Below are 18,427 nucleotides of genomic sequence, written 5' to 3' on the forward strand. Positions count from 1 at the left end.
TTTTAAACGTGGACTGATTCTTTTAGCCTATAGTTTTCTAGTTCCGGGGAATTTGGTAAACTATACTTAAAAACATGTTCGAAAAGGAGTCTTTATGAAAATAGGAATCATCGGAGGAGGAGCAGTCGGACTTCTATTTGCGGGTTATTTGGGCCGGAAGTTTGATGTCACTCTCTTTGTAAGGAGAGAGGCACAGGTTCAGTTCCTATCAATGAACGGTATAAATGTACATAAGGAAAGTTCTTCATTCACAACGCAGGTCCGGTCCGATCAACTTACTGAAGTTCCCTTGAAGTTTGACCTAGTGATTGTGGCAGTAAAGGGATATGATTTAAAGTCCTTGGAAAATGTGTTAGTGCTTATGGATAAGAATCAACCACTACTATTCCTTCAAAATGGGATTGGACATTTGGATTGGGTGAAATCATTGCCCCACCAGAATTTGCTTGCTGGTTCGGTAGAACACGGAGCGCTGAAAGAAAACGACCATGCTCTCCTTCATTCAGGAGAAGGTAAGACAAATCTCGCTTTAATTAGAGGAGAATGGGGAGTTGTAGAAGAATTAGTATCACAGAGCATTCCTTCATTTCCATTTTTACTAAAACAAGACTTCGAGGAAATGCTCCTAACCAAGCTATTCGTAAATGTACTAATTAACCCTCTAACGGCTATAACCCGGATAACCAACGGGAAGCTGGTTGAAAACCCACACTTGCATCAATTACAAAAAGATTTATTTCAGGAACTGCTTCTCCTCTTTCCTCAAATGGAAGGGATTATTTCCTTTGAAAGGGTTGAAGAAATTTGCACCAATACATATCAAAACAGATCTTCCATGTTAAAAGACATTGAATCCAGCAGGAAAACGGAAATAGAATCTATCTTAGGCGTTCTAGTTGAAAAAGCATATAAAGAACACCATTTTGTACCCATCATGAATATAGTTTACAGATTAGTTAAAGGAATAGAAAGAGAAGGTCTGGGGGGATAAAATGGCTTCGATTTTTTCGACCATCATTGCCATATTTGTATTGATTCCATTTTTAGGATATTTCATTAGTTTCATTCTAGCGAAAGAAATCATGAAAAACCATCGGAAAGCCGTACATTTGGCCATTGATATTACAACCTTTCTACTTATTGTCTCTGTTCACTTTATTGTGATTGCCATTTGGCAAACTTCGTATCTATGGCTTATTTTCCTTGTGATTTGCTCCATTGGCATTCTATTTGCCATCATGTATTGGAAGGCTAAGGGGGAAATCCATTATCCCAAGGTATTGAGGGGTTTCTGGAGGATGAACTTTCTGTTATTCTTTACGGCCTATATTGCATTAATGATAACAGGATTGATCCTCCGCATCCTAGAATTATATTAGAAAAAAGAACAGGCAAGTTTTTTCCTTTTCTTAATGTGGAATGATATACTCATCGTTAGGATATTAAGAGCTAGAAAAGGAGTAATTCAAATGGAATTGGAAAGCTTAAACATTCCAGCAATAAATCAGTTTGCCTCTCAATACTTAAAACAAGAAGAGCCCGTCACTTCTTTTTTTCACTATAATGTAAACAGTTCTTCAGTCTATTTAGACCGCATGAAAGATCTAGATTCCAGACAGTTTCAGAGAGAGGATCTTGCAGAATGTATATCTTCTTACATGAAGCCATTGCCGTCATCCAAGAAGGTTGAAGAATCGTTGGCTAAACTGAGTAACAATGCCGTAACCGTCATTGCTGGCCAACAGGCAGGTCTGCTGACCGGCCCACTTTACACGATACATAAGATCATTTCTGTCATTCAATTAGCCAGACAGCAGGAAGCTGAGTTAAAGCATCCTGTGGTTCCTGTTTTTTGGATTGCAGGAGAAGATCATGATTATCAAGAAGTAAATCATATATATGTAGAGAATGGATCAAAGATTGAAAAGGTCGGATATCCGGAGAGAATATTAGAAAAGAAAATGACCTCTCATATTACGTATACAAAACCAGTGATGAAGAAATGGCTTGATGACATACTAGTGATGCTGGGAGAAACACAGCATACAAAACAACTGGCATCGGACCTTACTAAAATGATTGACGAAGAAGAGGATATTGTTAGATTCTTTGCCCACTTTGTAATGAGCTTATTTAAAGATTTCGGCTTATTGGTCATTGATTCGGCCTATCCATTACTAAGGAAACTTGAATCGAGACATTTTCATCATTTGATCGAAAGCAGTCAATCCATATCGGATGCGGTGTTTAAGCAACAAGATGAAATCCGTAAAAAAGGATATAGCACTCAATTAGATATTTCCCCTGCAGCAGCCAATCTCTTTATTCAAATTAAGGACGAAAGGGCTTTGTTAGAAAGAGAAGGGAATATGTTTTTCGAGAAGAATAGTGGTAAAACATTTTCAAATGTGGAGCTGCTATCCATTCTTGAAGATAGTCCAGAATCATTCAGTAATAATGTGGTCACGAGACCTATGATGCAGGAATGGTTATTTCCAACCCTCGCATTTGTTGCCGGACCTGGCGAAATTGCCTATTGGGGCGAATTAAAAAGAGCCTTTGAATTTGTGGATCTAAAAATGCCGCCAGTCGTCCCGAGGTTAAATATAACCATTGTGGAACGTGAAATAGATAAGAGGATTCACGACCTTCAATTGACTCTACATGGTGTGATTACAGAAGGTGTTTCTACTGCTCGTGATGCCTTTTGGAAATCCCTCGAGCGTCCCACTCTAGAGTTGGGAATGAAAGAGATCCAGGAAGAACTCCAACGGAAATATAAGAGGATTCGCGAACAGGCTGTTAGTATTGATCAAGGATTAGAACCGATTGTTGATAAGAACCTTGAATTCCACTTGAGTCAGTTCGATTATCTACGCAACAAAGTGGATAAATCCCTGAAAGATAAGCACTCGTTAACATTTAATCAGTTTATGAAGGTGGAAAACAGCATCAGGCCAAATGGAGGGCCACAGGAAAGAGCGTGGAATGTTCTCTATTTCTTAAACAAATACGGACCCGACTTCGTAAGAGACCTGACACTTCAAGATTTCACCTTTGACGGAACTCATAAAGTGGTATATATCTGATTAGAAGCCATTTGCAATATTACCAGTCGACAATCAAAAAAATAAAAGGACCTAATTCGTTTTTTATTGCGAATTAGGTCCTTTTTACGTTGTATAAAGACAAATTTCAACGGTGAAAAATTGTCTGGAAAAGAGAGAAAAAGACTAATGAAAAATAGAGGAAATAATTTGCAAGTGAAGAATTTAGAAAAGAGTGGAGAAAAGTGGGGGGATGTGGTACATTTGTGTTAGAAAGTGGGGGCAGTGCATATGTTCATGGGCGAATATCAACATAACATTGATAATAAAGGCCGTTTAATCGTACCTGCCAAGTTCCGTGATCACCTCGGAGATTCATTTGTCATCACCCGAGGGTTGGATCAATGTTTATTTGGTTATCCCATGGATGAGTGGCGAGTTCTTGAAGACAAGCTCAAAGCCCTACCACTGACAAAGAAAGATGCCCGTGCCTTCACTCGATTCTTCTTCTCTGGTGCGACTGAGAGCGAATTAGATAAGACAGGCAGGGTGAATATTCCTGCTTCGCTTGTGAATTATGCACAATTAGATAAAGAATGCATTATTTTAGGAGTTTCCAATCGAATTGAGATTTGGAGTAAATCATTATGGGAAGACTATTTCACACAGTCTGAAGATTCATTTGCTGAGCTTGCAGAGAATATGGTAGGGTTTGATATTTAACCCCCACAAAACGTTCGATTGGAAAGGTGAAATCAACATGTTTAAACATACAACTGTATTATTGAAGGAAACGGTGGATGGCCTGAATATTAAAGAAGATGGAGTGTATGTGGATTGTACTCTGGGTGGAGCAGGACATAGCGAGTATCTTGTTAGCCAGTTATCACCGAAAGGGCATCTATATTGCTTCGATCAGGATGAAACAGCCATCGGCCATGCAAAAGAAAAGCTTTCATCCTATCAGGATAGGGTTACATTCGTTCAATCAAATTTCAGGAATCTAAAGGAAGAACTTGAACAACTTGGAGTACATAGTGTGGACGGGATTCTTTACGACCTCGGTGTATCATCGCCTCAGCTGGATACTCCGGAAAGAGGTTTCAGTTATCACCATGATGCTCCTCTCGATATGAGAATGGACTTGCAAGGTGAAGTAACTGCTTATGATGTGGTTAATCATTGGTCGTTTGAAGACTTAGTTCGGATATTTTATCGATATGGGGAAGAAAAGTTCTCAAAGCAAATAGCGCGAAAGATAGAAGCGGCAAGAGATATCAAGGCGATTGAAACAACGGGTGAACTTGTTGAACTCATTAAGGATGGTATTCCTGCACCTGCGAGACGAAAAGGTGGCCACCCGGCTAAGAGAGTCTTTCAAGCCATACGAATCGCCGTGAACGATGAACTGGGAGCCTTTGAGGATTCTCTCGAACAAGCGATAGAGCTTCTTCATAAAGGAGGAAGAGTAAGTGTCATTACCTTCCATTCCCTCGAAGACCGTATTTGCAAAACGATGTTCAAAGAGAAGGCATCAGGTCCTGATTTGCCTCCGGGTTTACCGATTATTCCAGAGGGATATGAAGCGGAGCTGAAGCTTATAACAAGAAAACCGATCCTGCCTAGTGAGGAAGAATTGGAAGAAAATAATCGCGCTAGGTCAGCTAAATTAAGAATCGCAGAAAAAAATATATAATATAGAAGGAAATAGGAGGGAGAATTTTGAGTAACTTAGCCAGAAAGTACGAGCAGCAAAAAGTTGAGAATCAATCCGTTCAAGCCAAACCTAAGCGCCTGAGTGAAGAGAGAAGATCCGTCATTACACCAGGGGAAAAGATCCTTGTGGCGATTTTCGCAGCAGTTTTTTGCTTCCTAGCCGTTCAAATTGTTACAACACAAGCTGCTATCTATGATGTGAATAAAGATGTTCAGCACGTAGAATCAACCATTGAAAAGCAGGAAAAGGCAAATAATGACCTTAAGCTTCAAGTGAGTGAGCTAAGTACGTATGAACGTATTCTTGAAAAAGCAAAAGAGCTTGGACTTAATTTGAAAGAAAAGAATGTTAAGGTTGTTGAACAATAATGAAAAAAAGACCAAGTATGAACATAGGGGCAGCCATCCTTTTCGGGATTTTCGGCTTGCTCTTTTTTGTATTGATGGTTCGCTTTGTCACGATTCAGGTCACCGGGGAAGCTGAAGGAAAGGTCCTGGCATCACAAGCGGCAAAAAAATATATAAAGAGTCACATTTTGGAAGCCCACAGGGGAACGATCTTTGACGGGAAAGGAGAAGTCATTGCAGAGGATACTTCTGCCTATACACTCGTAGCCATTTTAGATCCCAGCATCACAAGTGACCCGAAAAAGCCTAAGCATGTGACAGATCCCAGGAAAACAGCAAAGGCTCTGGCTCCATATCTTGAAATGAAGGAGAGCGAAATTTATGAACGCCTTAATCAAGATGGACCGTATCAAGTGGAATTTGGATCTGCTGGCAGAGACTTGTCCCATCAATTGATGCTGGAGATTAAAGAAGAAAACATACCTGGAATCACATTCAGGAAAGAAGCAAAGCGATTTTATCCAAATGGTTCTTTCGCGCCTCATCTTATTGGGTTTGCGCAAAAAACCACTGCAGATAACGGTGACACCAAAACCGTCGGAAAAATGGGTGTAGAAGCAAGCTTTGATGATGTGTTAAGCGGCAAGGATGGGTCAGTGGAATATAAGAGTGATGTATGGGGATATTTATTGCCAAATGCAGATGAGCATGTAACATCACCACAAGATGGGAAAGATATTTATTTAACAATTGACAAGAAAATTCAAACATTCCTAGAAGAAGCCATGAATGAAGTACAAAAGAAATATAAACCAAAGAAAATATTTGCGATCGTATCAGATCCGAAAACGGGTAAGATACTGGCCATGTCTCAAAGACCATCCTTTCATCCTGACACGAGAGAAGGTCTACTGGATAATTGGACAAACTTCATTGTGGAGGAAACAATTGAGCCGGGTTCAACGATGAAGGCTTTTTCATTGGCCGCTGCAGTAAATGAAGGAAAATTCAATCCGAATGAAGCCTATGAATCTGGTAGGTATTATGTTGATAATGTTCCTAATCCCATCCGGGATCATAATGGAGGAGAAGGTTGGGGGACGATTTCATATTTAGAAGGCGTTCAAAGATCTTCTAATGTGGCATTTGCAAATTTATTGGACAAAATTGGTTTCAAGAAGTTCGAAGGGTATTTAAATAGTTTTGGATTTGGTGAACCGACAGGTGTGGGGTTACCACATGAGGCTTCTGGATCTATCCTTTATCATTACCCGATTGAAAAATACACAACCATCTTTGGGCAAGGAACAACCGTTACCCCGCTTCAAATGATTCAAGCAGAATCGGCCATTGCGAACGACGGGAAAATGATGCAACCCTATGTAATCTCGAAGATAGTAGATCCAAATACGAATAAAGTGGTTGAAGAAACAAAACCAAAAGTTGCCGGAAACCCAATTACGAAGGAATCTGCTGAAAAAGTACGTGAATACTTAGAATCAACTGTTACCTCTGAGAATGGCACAGGTACCCGTTTTGCCATCGATGGCTATCGCGTTGCAGGGAAATCAGGTACCGCCCAAATACCTGACCGAGAAACGGGAAGGTATATGTACGGAAAGGAAAATTATCTATTTTCATTCATGGGTATGGCGCCTGCTGACGACCCACAGCTAATCGTCTATGTAGGTGTTCAGCAACCCGAATTAGAACCGACTGAAATCGGTTCAGATCCCGTAGCGGCTGTGTTCAATCCCGTGATGCAAAATAGCTTGAAATACTTGAATATCAAACCTCAGGAAAAAGTGAGTTTGAAAAAACGGTCTCTCCCTGATACGAAAGAAATGAGTGTTGAAGAAGCTAAAGAAGAGTTGAAAAAAGCAGGGGCTTCACCCGTTGTTGTTGGAAACGGATCGGAGGTCCAGAAGCAGCTGCCCCAAGCTGGCAGTACGATACTCGAAGGGGAAAGGGTTGTAATCAAAACAGACGGAGACACCACGATTCCTGATATGAAGGGATGGTCTGTAAGAGATGTCTTTAAAGTGGCGAATCTTGCAGGTTTGAAGATCAATATGGTTGGAAACGGCTACGCCGTCAGCCAAAATATTCAACCGGGGGTTCCAGTGCAGAAAGAAGAGCCTCTAGTGGTTAATTTTAGTACTCCGGAAGAACAGGTACAGCAAGATGAAGACGAGAATACGGAAGAACCACCACTGAACTAAATAAACAGGGCTGACTTATGTATGTGACTCACTCGAGGGCACCTGGATCGATTTCTTTGGAATCGATTTAGGGACGAGTGCCATTCACATTAAAGTCGCCCTTTTTCTTATGGGCTGAAACGATTGAATTGACGTGGATGATAGAGCATCCCTCATCCTTTCATGGATTTCGAACATACCCATATAAGTCCAAGCATATAATGGAACGAGCCATAGAAGGGGAGGTTCCATTAGTGAAAAGAGTATCCAATGTAACGGTAAGGAAAAGGTTAGCAGTAGCGCTTGTAGTAGGAGTCCTGATTTTCTCCATTATCGATATAAGGCTGGGGTATGTCCAGTTTTTTAAAGGGGACTGGCTTACTGGTTTAGCAAAGGATTCCTGGAGTCGAAATATCCCATTTCAACCGGAGAGAGGGAAAATAGTAGACCGAAATGGGGTAGAATTAGCTGGAAACCAAAGTGCCCCGACGATATTTGTCGTTCCGAGACAAATCACTGATCCTCAGGGAACGGCGGATAAACTGGCGGCTGTTCTTAATATTTCAGTAGAATCTGCATATAAATATGTTACGCAGAGGGCAAATATGGTGCTGATTAAAGAAGCTAGAAAGATCTCATATGAAAAAGCGAAAGAGGTCAGGGATCTTAATTTAAAAGGGGTTTACTTAGGGGAAGATTCTAAGCGTTATTATCCATATGGCAGTTATCTATCCCATGTACTTGGTTTTGCAGGAATTGATAATCAGGGGTTGATGGGACTTGAACTTTCATATGATGAGGAGCTTAGTGGGGATAAGGGATATGTGAAATTTTTCTCAGATGCCAAAGGGAAAAGAATGCCTGACATGGCAGATGACTTTGAGAAACCTGAAAATGGCCTGGATTTAAAGCTGACGATCGATTCAAAGGTTCAAACCATCGTGGAGCGTGAATTGGATATTGCACAAGCCACTTACAATCCTGATGGGATTATCGCAATTGCCATGAATCCTAAAAACGGGGAAATATTGGCAATGTCAAGCCGTCCTACTTTTGACCCGGCGAATTTTCAGAATGTACCCCAAGAGATATACAACCGGAATTTACCGATTTGGAGCACCTATGAACCTGGTTCAACGTTTAAAATCATTACTCTTGCCGCAGCGCTGGAGGAAAATAAGGTGGACCTTTATAAAGAAAAATTCCACGATTCAGGCCATGTTGAAGTTGCCGGATCCACTCTACATTGTTGGAAGCGGGGAGGACATGGAACCCAAACATTTTTGGAAGTGGTCCAAAATTCATGTAATCCGGGATTTGTCGAGTTAGGTGAGAGATTAGGTAAAGAAAAACTATTCAGCTATATACATGATTTTGGATTTGGGCAAAAGACCGGAATCGACCTTCAAGGGGAGGGGAAAGGAATTCTCTTTAATATAGATAGAGTCGGTCCTGTTGAACAAGCGACGACTGCCTTCGGTCAGGGGGTGGCCGTAACGCCGATTCAACAGGTTGCAGCTGTATCAGCAGCCGTAAATGGTGGAATACTGTATCAACCGTACATCGCAAAAGAGCTGGTTGATCCTTCCACCGGAGAAGTGGTGATGAGGAAGACACCACAAATGAAAAAGAGGGTCATTTCAGAAGAAACATCTAAACAAATCCGTGAAGCATTGGAAAGTGTTGTAGCAAAAGGAAGCGGTAAGAAAGCTTTTGTAGATGGTTATCGTGTAGGCGGGAAAACGGGAACCGCTCAAAAAGCAAAGGATGGTAAATACTTAGAAAATAATCACATCGTTTCCTTTATGGGAGTTGCGCCTGCGGATGATCCTGAAATTGTTGTATATGTGGCTGTTGATAACCCTAAAGGCACGATTCAATTCGGTGGAGTCGTAGCAGCCCCGATCGGAGGAAGTATCATTGGCGATAGTTTAGAGGCGATGGGAGTCCCTAAGCGTAAAGGTCAAATTGAGAAAGAGATGACTTGGACCGATATTCCGTTGATTGAAACCCCTGACTTGGTTGGATTAACAAAAAAAGAGTTACAGGAGCAGCTTGTTAATCTTGATTTGGATATAAGTGGAACCGGAGATAAAGTGGTTAGTCAATCTCCTGATCCGGGGGTGAAGATCAAGCAAGGTTCAAAAGTAAGGGTGTATCTATCGGAATAAGTGCCGGGGATGTCAGCATGATGGCTTGTTTCATGATATACTTCTTATTTATGTCAGGGCTTTATCATCCTAAGGTGAGGCCCTGTAATCCTTTAAATGATGTTGAAGTCTGCAAGTTTTCAATAATTATAACGAACTAAGTTAAAAGGTTTATAGCTTTCATACGCATTTTTTTGTAAAATATAAAAAGGTTGCTTTCTACCTGTGAGGAGTTGAAAAGATGAGATTGCACACTTTGCTGGAAGTATTACCGTTTTTCTCAGTAGAGGGTGAAGGGAATCCAGCTATTTCAAACATCGCTAACCACCATAAGAAAGTGAAAAATGGTGATCTATTTATCTGTATTAACGGATTAGAGATTGATAGCCATTCACTCGCCCCACTGGCAGAGAAGAACGGTGCAGCTGCGATTCTCGCTGAGAGGAGCATAGAAGCAAACGTGCCGGTTATTATCGTTCCGGATACGAAGAGAGCAATGGCCATCCTAGCCGACTACTTTTATAAGCAGCCCTCCCATCAGCTTTTGTTGGTGGGGGTGACAGGCACAAATGGGAAAACAACGACCACCCATCTGATTGACCAGGTGCTTACCCACTGTGGAATAAAGACCGGTTTAATCGGTACAATGCACATAAAAGTGGGGGATGACTTACAAGTAAGTCACAATACGACTCCTGACAGCTTAACCCTCCAACAAACGTTTAAACAGTTTTGTGATAAAGGGGTACAATCTGCGATCATGGAAGTCTCTTCACATGCGTTAGATCAGGGCAGGGTTCACGGATGTGACTATGATATTGCCGTGTTTACAAACCTGACTCAGGATCATCTGGATTATCACAAGACCATGGACGATTACCGAAACGCAAAAGGCTTATTGTTTTCACAATTAGGGAATACTTATTTTAAGAAATCCCCTAAATACGCCATCATTAATAAAGACGATGAAGCAGCTGATTTTATTATCAGGACAACGGCCGCACATGTATTTACATATGGTCTGTCTCCTTCTGCTGACTTCTGTGCAAGAAATATTGTCCTGAAAGCAACAGAATCCGCTTTTACACTCGTTTCACCATTCGGAGAAAGAGAGATGGTATTAAAATTTGCGGGGCAATTTAATGTATATAACGCTTTGGCTGCGATTGCAACAGCCAGTGCTGCAGGTATACCCATCGAGGACAGCGTAAGAAGCCTGGAGAGCGCACATGGAGTCAGGGGACGGTTTGAAACGATCTCTGAAGGCCAGCCCTACTCGGTTATCGTTGATTACGCACACACTCCAGATGGTTTGAAAAATGTATTAGCAACAATCCAATCGATTACCAAGGGGAAGATTATTGTGGTGGTCGGGTGTGGAGGGGACAGGGATAAGATTAAGCGGCCGATAATGGCTGCGATTGCCTGCAAATATGGGGACTTTGCTATCTTCACCTCTGATAATCCGAGAACCGAGGATCCAAATGGTATCCTCAAAGATATGGAAGCTGGTGTGGTCGGGAAGCAGTATCAATTAATTGTGGATCGGAAAGAAGCAATTAAAAAGGCTTTAAGTCTTGCCGAAGCTGAAGATGTTGTCCTGATTGCGGGTAAGGGTCATGAAACCTATCAAATTATTGGAAACAACGTACACGATTTCGATGACCGCGAAGTGGTCAGACAAATCATAAAGGGGATGTAAGAATGCTCTTTTATGATGATGTAAAGAAATTATTTCCTGAAACATCAGGAATACTTCTACCAGGCTTTACGTTTCTAGTAGTTTCAAATTCAACTAGTATGGGAATGGAGAAGGGACTATACGTCCCTTTTGGTGATGAATTAGACCTTTTTGAAAGTATCGAAAAAGGAGCGATTGCTTCCCTTTGGCCAAAGAATAAAGAAGTACCTTCATTTGTTCCGAACCACTTTCCATTATTCATTGTTGAAGATGTTTACAAGGCATACATCGACTTACTACAAAATTACAAACAAAATTACAATCAAGAAAAGTGGGAAATTATGACGAAGTTTATTTTTAACAACGAACCAGAACAAAATCACACAATGGACGTATTATTGAACGAATCCAACGGAAAAGGAGGGGAATAATGATGATGGAACAAGTGATCTTCTTTACAATCATCATGGCATTTCTCATAACCGTATTGCTTGCACCTGTCTTTATTCCCTTCCTGAGAAGATTGAAATTTGGGCAAAGCATCCGAGATGAAGGCCCCCAGTCTCACCAAAAAAAGACTGGTACACCGACAATGGGTGGAATTGTGTTCTTAGTTTCCATCGTGATTACTACATTTGTAATGATAGGGAAATATTCAGAGCCAGGTCCTGAAACCTATTTAATGATTCTTGTGACCGTCGGGTTTGGGTTATTGGGGTTCCTAGATGACTTTATTAAAGTTGTGATGAAGAGGAACCTGGGACTGACATCTAAGCAAAAGCTATTAGGTCAGATTGTCATTTCTGTCATTTTTTATCTCATCTTTAAGCAAAATGACTTTCCGACTACGGTCTCGATTCCGTTAACGGATTTTTCCTTTGAATTAGGTTGGTTTTATTGTTTATTCATTATCTTTTGGCTTGTTGGATTTTCAAACGCTGTCAATTTAACAGATGGGTTGGATGGATTAGTATCAGGAACGAGCGCCATTGCCTTTGGTGCACTGGCTGTATTAGCCTGGAATCAATCCCAATATGACGTAGCGATTTTCGGAGTGGCAGTAGTTGGAGCGGTTCTAGGTTTCTTAGTATTCAATGCCCACCCTGCTAAAGTATTTATGGGGGATACAGGATCTCTAGCCTTAGGAGGAGCAATCGCCACGATTGCCATTCTAACCAAATTGGAAATCATCTTAATTCTTATCGGTGGAGTATTTGTCATCGAGACGCTCTCCGTCATCTTGCAGGTCGCATCATTTAAGACAACAGGAAAACGAATATTTAAAATGAGCCCGTTGCATCATCATTATGAATTAGTCGGTTGGTCTGAATGGCGTGTTGTTGTAACGTTTTGGACTGTCGGTTTGCTATTTGCCGTTTTAGGAATCTATATTGAGGTGTGGTTATAATTGAAGAAGATAACGAAGTTCAAACATAAAAAAGTTCTTGTATTAGGTTTAGCAAAAAGTGGGGTAAGTGCTGCCTCTCTTCTACATAAGTTAGAAGCATTTGTAACGGTAAACGATCAAAAACCATTATCTGATAATCCTGAAGCGCAGGGGCTTCTTCAGGAAGGCATTAAAGTGATCTGCGGAAGCCACCCAATCGAACTTCTTGATGAAGGCTTCCAGTATGTGATTAAAAACCCCGGAATACCCTATCACAACCCATTAATAAAGAAAGCAATCGAAAAAAACATCCCCGTTCTGACAGAAGTGGAACTTGCCTACTTAATTTCTGAAGCAGAAATGATTGGGATTACAGGAACAAATGGTAAAACCACGACAACGACACTTCTTTTCGAAATGCTAAAAGAGGCCAACCAAAAACCTCTTATTGCAGGAAATATCGGAACGGTCGCTTCTGAAGTAGCTCAGGAAGCGAAAGAAGATGAAAAAATGGTGGTTGAGCTCTCATCATTCCAGCTGATGGGGATTGAAGAGTTCGCTCCTCATATTGCCATCATTACGAATTTATATGATGCACATTTGGATTACCACGGTGACTTGGATGAATATTGGAAGGCGAAATCCAATATAACGAAAAATCAAACAGAAGATGATTATTTGATCTTTAATGCAGATCAAGAACATGTTTTAGAATCAGTCGCCTTTACAAAAGCACAATTGATTCCCTTCTCCACAAAGGAAGAAGTAGCAGCAGGGGCCTATATTAAAAATGGGGCTATCTACTTTAAAGGTGAGAAGATTGTTGAGGTAGCTTCTATTGTTTTACCTGGTGCGCATAACCTGGAGAATATCCTTTGTGCGGTTGCTGCATGCAAAATTTACGGAGTGCCAAATGCAAGTATTGAGAAGGTACTTGGGACTTTTACAGGTGTTAAGCATCGTACACAATTCGTTCGTGAAGTGAAGGGTGTAAAGTTTTACAATGATTCGAAGGCAACGAATAGTCTGGCGACGAAAAGTGCCCTGCATGCGTTTGAGGGTCCGACCATCCTGCTGGCTGGCGGTTTGGACCGGGGAAATGAATTCGATGACCTGATTCCATATTTGAAGAATGTAAAAACGTTGATCACCTTCGGGGAAACGTCCGAGAAGTTCGTTAAAACAGGTAAAAAGGCAGGGATACAAACCGTTATTCCTGTCGATAATGTTGAAAAGGCAGTTCCTGTTGCTTTTGAACATGCTAAAAGTGGAGATGTTGTTTTATTGTCTCCTGCATGTGCAAGTTGGGATCAATATCGAACTTTTGAACAACGTGGTGACATTTTTATTGAAGCGGTGCATAAGCTTTAATAGGGGCTTGTCTATGAAGAGCATCAATACTCTAACAACCAGTACACCAATCCAAGATAAGTAGTTTTCTATGCTCGAACGGCTCTAAATTTGTCTATTCGAGGTGTTTAGGATTGCCTTTAAAAAAATCGACTCCCGATTTTATACTCATTATGGTTACACTCACTTTACTTGCAATTGGTTTGATCATGGTGTACAGCGCGAGCGCTGTCTGGGCTGATTACAAATTCGAAGATTCCTTTTTCTTCGCAAAAAGGCAAGTGCTCTTTGCTGGTGTAGGGTTAGTCGCTATGTTCTTCATCATGAATGTGGAGTACTGGACATGGAGAAATTGGGCGAAAATCATCATCATCATTTGTTTTGTCCTTCTTGTACTGGTGTTAATCCCGGGTATCGGGGTTCTAAGGAATGGTTCCAGGAGCTGGATAGGAGTAGGTGCTTTTTCCATTCAGCCTTCAGAATTTATGAAACTTGCCATGATTGCGTTTCTCTCAAAGTATTTATCGGAAAACCAAAAGTATATTACTTCCTTCAGAAAAGGAGTCCTGCCGGCGCTTCTCTTAGTGTTCTCTGCTTTTGGAATGATCATGCTACAACCGGATCTGGGTACGGGTACTGTCATGGTTGGTACTTCAGTAGTGATGATCTTTATTGCAGGGGCGAGGGTCATGCATTTTGTAGGCCTTGGTATGATTGGATTAGTCGGATTCATTGGACTTGTTATATCTGCACCTTATCGCATTGCACGGATAACGTCCTTTTTAGACCCATGGCAAGATCCATTGAATAGTGGCTTCCAAATTATTCAGTCACTATATGCAATCGGTCCGGGAGGCTTGTTTGGATTAGGTCTGGGACAAAGCAGGCAGAAGTTCTTCTATCTGCCAGAACCTCAAAATGATTTTATTTTTGCTATTTTAGCAGAAGAGCTCGGTTTTATTGGTGGGACGCTTGTCTTGCTTCTGTTTTCATTGATTTTATGGAGAGGCATTAGAATCGCTTTGGGGGCTCCTGATTTATTCGGGACTTTTCTGGCGTTAGGAATCGTGTCAATGATTGCGATCCAGGTAATGATCAATGTAGGGGTTGTAACAGGGCTTATGCCTGTTACGGGAATCACCCTCCCTTTTCTTAGCTACGGGGGCTCCTCATTGACCCTCATGCTAATGGCTGTCGGAGTGCTGCTGAATATTAGCCGCTATACGAGACAGTAACGATTTAACAAGGAGATTGACAGTAAAAGCCGGGAAGAAGTGAATGGTAAAGGCCTGATTGTCAGGAATGCATCATTCATGTCCTCACCTGTCTTTAATGGTCAGTCTCTTTTTTTTATTAATGAAAAAACTCATAAATTCCCATGTTTTTTATTGAAATAACGATAGGATATTTAAAAGTGGGATGTTACAATTAATTACATATATGTAATGCATTATGATCAGACCTTTTCAAAATAAAGGAGAGTTTATTACTTTTGTTAGTAAAAACTTTTACAATTCAATGACATACTTTCATTATATAGAAATTGTTGTTTAAAATAGAGTATAAGAGTGTAATAGTAAGGATGTCCTCTTTTTGAAATGGTCACTGGAAATACATATACGAAAAGTGTTGTGGATGATGTATCTTAGAAATGGCTGGATTATTTGAACAGTGATTTTTAGAGGCTAAACTCCAGAATATCCAGCCTGTAACTCAATCATAAGGGTTTCTTTTTCAACATTATGTCATATGGCAGAAAATAACGTTCTGTTCCTCTTTTAACATTTGCTGCCTTCATATAGAATGAAAGGTATCCCAATGTAAAGAGTACTTTCATTATAAGACGTGGAGAGAATATTTTATTCATGACTTAATGAATACAAAGTGAAATTGAGGAGAACGAAATGAAAAAAGAAAATGTTGTTTCCCTTGAAGATCGTATTCCTAAATTAAAACAACACCGAAAAAAGAAAGCGAATCGCAGGCTGCTTTTTCTACTTTCTTTATTCTTACTCATGATTTTATCGGTTGTTTACTTTCAGTCACCTTTAAGTCATGTGAAAGAAGTGGTGGTACACGGGAATGAACTTGTTTCAAATGAGACGGTCCTTCAGTATAGTGGAATTGACAGCGGTATGAATTTGTGGAGCGTAAACAAAGACAAAACTGAGGAACAATTAAAGAAGCTTCCTGAAGTGAAGAATGCGAAGGTGAAGATGTCCTTTCCTAATTCCTATGAAGTACACATCCAAGAATATGATAAAAAGGCATATCTTTCGAAAGGTAATAAATTCTTTGTCATATTAGAGAATGGGAAGGTCCTGAATAAAGGCACGGAATCAATACCTGTGGACGCTCCTTTACTCAGAGGTTTCGAGGAAGATAAGGTACTGGTGAAAATGGTGGAAGAATTAGGGGAACTTCCGAAAGAAGTTCAGCATCTCATTTCGGAAATTAACCTGGTTCCAAAGAAAACAGACCAATATCATTTGACCTTATTTATGAATGATGGATTCGAAGTGAGTGCTACCATCAGGACCTTTTCAGAGAAGATGGTCCATTACCCGTCCATTGTCAGTCAACTTGATCCTTCAGTTAAAGGAGTCATTGATTTAGAGGTAGGTTCTTATTTCAGAGCATATGAAACGGAAGGTGAACAAAGCGATGATGAGGATGAGGGTGAGAGGTAAGCATGTAATCCTCTCTCTTGTATGTCTGGTGTTAGGTTTCATCCTTGCTTTTTCATTTAGTCTTGCTAACACAGAACAAGCGGAACTTGGGAACCGAACGAATGGTCAGTGGAAACAGGAAGAAGCATTGAGAGATCAGATCCTTGAGTATCAGCAGAAGAATAATAATCTTCAAGAGGAACTCTTTGAGAAACAGGAAAAGGTCGTCAACATGGAAAAGGAATTTTCTAAAGAGAAACAAATTTACTTTAACCTGGCAGAAGATGCGGAGAAGTATCGTATGTACCTGGGGAAAACGAAAGTGCAAGGTCCCGGGGTGAACGTAACGTTATCAGACGCTGATTACGATCCGAATGAAGAAAACGCCAATAATTATATCGTTCATGAGCACCATGTCTTTAAGGTGATCAATGAATTATACATTGCCGGGGCTTCTGCCGTAGCGATAAATGGACAAAGGTTAAAGCATGATTCATACATACTGTGTAACGGTCCCGTTATTCAAATTGATGGAATCGAATATCCTGCTCCCTTTGAAATTACAGCTATCGGAGATCCGGAAGTATTATCTTCATCCATGAACATCACAGGCGGGGTAAAAGACCAGCTTGTAAATGATAACATTATTTTTAAATTGGAAAAAAAGAATACCGTTATTTTAGAACCAAGCATCAGCGAATCCTAAGCAATAGATGCCGAATTGCCGATTCGATCTGTTACCAAGTGATGAGAGTTAGATGTGAAAGTAAGGTGCAATGAATGGACAACAAATTAAAGGTAAGCTTCACCATTATTACGATTATTATTGGGTTTATGATTGCTATACAGTTCCAAACAGTCAAAGAACCTGTTGTCCGGGATACACGAGATATATGGGAACTACGAGATGCATTATTAAAAGAAAAAGAAGTCAACTCCAATCTTTATGCAGAAATGCGTGCTGTTGAGACGAAGTTGGAACAATATAAGACAGAACAGCAGTCAAGTCCAGAACGAGCGTTAAAACAAACGTTAGAGGAATTGAAAACAGAAGTTGGTTTGACTGAGAAAACAGGAGCTGGTGTCATCTTAACGATTGAACCTGCCATGGAAGAAGTCCTGCTTGGGGAAAAAGTTCAAAGCGTATCACCTGAACTGTTGGAAAGACTTGTGAATGAGCTGAATCGTTACGATGCAATGGACATCTCCATAGATGGCCATCGCTTAATCAATACCTCGGTCATCAGGGATATTAATGGAGAAACCAAGGTGGATGGTTATTCAATTAAGACAATTCCATTTGAAGTGAGAGTTTTAACCAAAGATTTAGACTCTGCAAAAGAATTGTATAACCGGATGCAGGTATCACAGTCTGTGGAGGACTTTTTTATCGATAATCTTCGAGTCTCTATTTCAAAGCCTTTAGAAAAAGTGGTGGTTCCACCATATGAAGATACCATACGGGTCCGTTTAATGGAGCCGGTTAAGGAAAGAGGAGGGAACGGGTAATATGTGGCTTCCCCTTTTAGGGTTGCTGGTAGGGGTCGTATTGGGGCTTCTTACAGATATTAGAATTCCAGATGAGTACTCGAATTATTTATCAATCGCCGTCCTGGCAGCATTGGATACATTATTTGGCGGGATAAGGGCCCACCTCCAGAATATTTATGATGACAAGGTCTTTGTTTCTGGATTCTTTTTTAATATTTTACTAGCAGCAAGTTTAGCTTTTCTAGGTGTACATCTTGGTGTAGACTTATATCTGGCGGCTGTATTTGCTTTTGGAGTAAGATTATTCCAGAACATTGCAGTGATCAGAAGAATACTTATTAGCAATTGGTCAAATAAACAAGAAAAAAGAGAAAAAAATTAGAATTT

17 protein-coding genes are annotated in these 18,427 nt (G+C 40.5%); all 17 read left to right on the forward strand.

What is annotated here, in order from left to right; genetic code table 11:
• The first annotated feature begins 94 nt into the window (after window positions 1-94).
• Complete coding sequence (locus ACCB35_RS08885; RefSeq protein WP_374056585.1) at window positions 95-991, forward strand: ketopantoate reductase family protein; 897 nt, start codon at window positions 95-97, stop codon at window positions 989-991.
• Between the two features lies 1 nt (window position 992).
• Window positions 993-1,379: a DUF3397 domain-containing protein gene (locus tag ACCB35_RS08890; protein ID WP_044337486.1), complete on the forward strand. Its 387-nt coding sequence runs from the start codon at window positions 993-995 to the stop codon at window positions 1,377-1,379.
• A gap of 90 nt (window positions 1,380-1,469) precedes the next feature.
• Window positions 1,470-3,089 carry a bacillithiol biosynthesis cysteine-adding enzyme BshC gene (bshC, locus tag ACCB35_RS08895; protein WP_374056586.1) on the forward strand — a complete coding sequence of 540 codons (1,620 nt, stop codon included), beginning with the start codon at window positions 1,470-1,472 and terminating at the stop codon, window positions 3,087-3,089.
• Window positions 3,090-3,338: 249 nt separating this feature from the next.
• Window positions 3,339-3,770: a division/cell wall cluster transcriptional repressor MraZ gene (mraZ, locus tag ACCB35_RS08900; protein WP_044337484.1), complete on the forward strand. Its 432-nt coding sequence runs from the start codon at window positions 3,339-3,341 to the stop codon at window positions 3,768-3,770.
• Between the two features lie 37 nt (window positions 3,771-3,807).
• Window positions 3,808-4,743 carry a 16S rRNA (cytosine(1402)-N(4))-methyltransferase RsmH gene (gene rsmH, locus ACCB35_RS08905; RefSeq protein WP_374056587.1) on the forward strand — a complete coding sequence of 312 codons (936 nt, stop codon included), beginning with the start codon at window positions 3,808-3,810 and terminating at the stop codon, window positions 4,741-4,743.
• A 26-nt stretch (window positions 4,744-4,769) separates the two neighbouring features.
• Window positions 4,770-5,132 carry a cell division protein FtsL gene (gene ftsL / locus ACCB35_RS08910; protein ID WP_044337482.1) on the forward strand — a complete coding sequence of 121 codons (363 nt, stop codon included), beginning with the start codon at window positions 4,770-4,772 and terminating at the stop codon, window positions 5,130-5,132.
• The gene (locus ACCB35_RS08915) at window positions 5,132-7,333 is read left to right on the forward strand and encodes a penicillin-binding protein (RefSeq protein WP_374056588.1); all 2,202 of its coding nucleotides are present in this window, start codon (window positions 5,132-5,134) and stop codon (window positions 7,331-7,333) included. The genes ftsL and ACCB35_RS08915 overlap by 1 nt, the downstream gene beginning before the upstream one ends.
• Before the next feature lie 233 nt (window positions 7,334-7,566).
• Complete coding sequence (locus ACCB35_RS08920; RefSeq protein ID WP_374056589.1) at window positions 7,567-9,483, forward strand: stage V sporulation protein D; 1,917 nt, start codon at window positions 7,567-7,569, stop codon at window positions 9,481-9,483.
• Between the two features lie 220 nt (window positions 9,484-9,703).
• Window positions 9,704-11,164: a UDP-N-acetylmuramoyl-L-alanyl-D-glutamate--2,6-diaminopimelate ligase gene (locus tag ACCB35_RS08925; protein ID WP_374056590.1), complete on the forward strand. Its 1,461-nt coding sequence runs from the start codon at window positions 9,704-9,706 to the stop codon at window positions 11,162-11,164.
• Between the two features lie 2 nt (window positions 11,165-11,166).
• Window positions 11,167-11,574: a hypothetical protein gene (locus tag ACCB35_RS08930; protein WP_374056591.1), complete on the forward strand. Its 408-nt coding sequence runs from the start codon at window positions 11,167-11,169 to the stop codon at window positions 11,572-11,574.
• Between the two features lie 2 nt (window positions 11,575-11,576).
• On the forward strand, window positions 11,577-12,551 hold the full coding sequence (gene mraY / locus ACCB35_RS08935; protein ID WP_044337479.1) for a phospho-N-acetylmuramoyl-pentapeptide-transferase: 975 nt from the start codon (window positions 11,577-11,579) through the stop codon (window positions 12,549-12,551).
• Window positions 12,552-13,901, forward strand: a complete 1,350-nt coding sequence (murD, locus tag ACCB35_RS08940) for a UDP-N-acetylmuramoyl-L-alanine--D-glutamate ligase (RefSeq protein WP_374056592.1) — start codon at window positions 12,552-12,554, stop codon at window positions 13,899-13,901.
• Between the two features lie 113 nt (window positions 13,902-14,014).
• Window positions 14,015-15,115 (forward strand): stage V sporulation protein E, encoded by a 1,101-nt coding sequence (gene spoVE / locus ACCB35_RS08945; RefSeq protein WP_374056593.1) that lies wholly within the window; start codon window positions 14,015-14,017, stop codon window positions 15,113-15,115.
• Window positions 15,116-15,784: 669 nt separating this feature from the next.
• A complete protein-coding gene (locus tag ACCB35_RS08950) occupies window positions 15,785-16,570 on the forward strand; it encodes a cell division protein FtsQ/DivIB (RefSeq protein ID WP_374056594.1) in 786 nt (261 codons plus the stop codon).
• Window positions 16,548-17,255 carry a DUF881 domain-containing protein gene (locus ACCB35_RS08955; protein WP_082051177.1) on the forward strand — a complete coding sequence of 236 codons (708 nt, stop codon included), beginning with the start codon at window positions 16,548-16,550 and terminating at the stop codon, window positions 17,253-17,255. The genes ACCB35_RS08950 and ACCB35_RS08955 overlap by 23 nt, the downstream gene beginning before the upstream one ends.
• 74 nt (window positions 17,256-17,329) lie before the next feature.
• Entirely contained in the window at window positions 17,330-18,058 is a 729-nt protein-coding gene (locus ACCB35_RS08960; protein WP_044337474.1) for a DUF881 domain-containing protein, read from the forward strand.
• Between the two features lies 1 nt (window position 18,059).
• Window positions 18,060-18,422, forward strand: a complete 363-nt coding sequence (locus ACCB35_RS08965; protein WP_044337473.1) for a small basic family protein — start codon at window positions 18,060-18,062, stop codon at window positions 18,420-18,422.
• The last annotated feature ends 5 nt before the right edge of the window (window positions 18,423-18,427 follow it).

Origin of the sequence: Rossellomorea sp. FM04394 (assembly GCF_041889765.1) — a bacterium.
Lineage (GTDB): Bacteria > Bacillota > Bacilli > Bacillales > Bacillaceae_B > Rossellomorea > Rossellomorea aquimaris_B.

Excerpts from the sequence above, each read along its gene's own strand:
- ACCB35_RS08885 (WP_374056585.1), top strand. The coding sequence starts at position 95 with ATGAAAATAGGAATCATCGGAGGAGGAGCAGTCGGACTTCTATTTGCG.
- ACCB35_RS08890 (WP_044337486.1), top strand. The coding sequence starts at position 993 with ATGGCTTCGATTTTTTCGACCATCATTGCCATATTTGTATTGATTCCA.
- bshC (WP_374056586.1), top strand. The coding sequence starts at position 1,470 with ATGGAATTGGAAAGCTTAAACATTCCAGCAATAAATCAGTTTGCCTCT.
- mraZ (WP_044337484.1), top strand. The coding sequence starts at position 3,339 with ATGTTCATGGGCGAATATCAACATAACATTGATAATAAAGGCCGTTTA.
- rsmH (WP_374056587.1), top strand. The coding sequence starts at position 3,808 with ATGTTTAAACATACAACTGTATTATTGAAGGAAACGGTGGATGGCCTG.
- ACCB35_RS08915 (WP_374056588.1), top strand. The coding sequence starts at position 5,132 with ATGAAAAAAAGACCAAGTATGAACATAGGGGCAGCCATCCTTTTCGGG.
- ACCB35_RS08925 (WP_374056590.1), top strand. The coding sequence starts at position 9,704 with ATGAGATTGCACACTTTGCTGGAAGTATTACCGTTTTTCTCAGTAGAG.
- ACCB35_RS08930 (WP_374056591.1), top strand. The coding sequence starts at position 11,167 with ATGCTCTTTTATGATGATGTAAAGAAATTATTTCCTGAAACATCAGGA.
- mraY (WP_044337479.1), top strand. The coding sequence starts at position 11,577 with ATGATGGAACAAGTGATCTTCTTTACAATCATCATGGCATTTCTCATA.
- ACCB35_RS08950 (WP_374056594.1), top strand. The coding sequence starts at position 15,785 with ATGAAAAAAGAAAATGTTGTTTCCCTTGAAGATCGTATTCCTAAATTA.
- ACCB35_RS08955 (WP_082051177.1), top strand. The coding sequence starts at position 16,548 with ATGAGGATGAGGGTGAGAGGTAAGCATGTAATCCTCTCTCTTGTATGT.
- ACCB35_RS08960 (WP_044337474.1), top strand. The coding sequence starts at position 17,330 with ATGGACAACAAATTAAAGGTAAGCTTCACCATTATTACGATTATTATT.
- ACCB35_RS08965 (WP_044337473.1), top strand. The coding sequence starts at position 18,060 with ATGTGGCTTCCCCTTTTAGGGTTGCTGGTAGGGGTCGTATTGGGGCTT.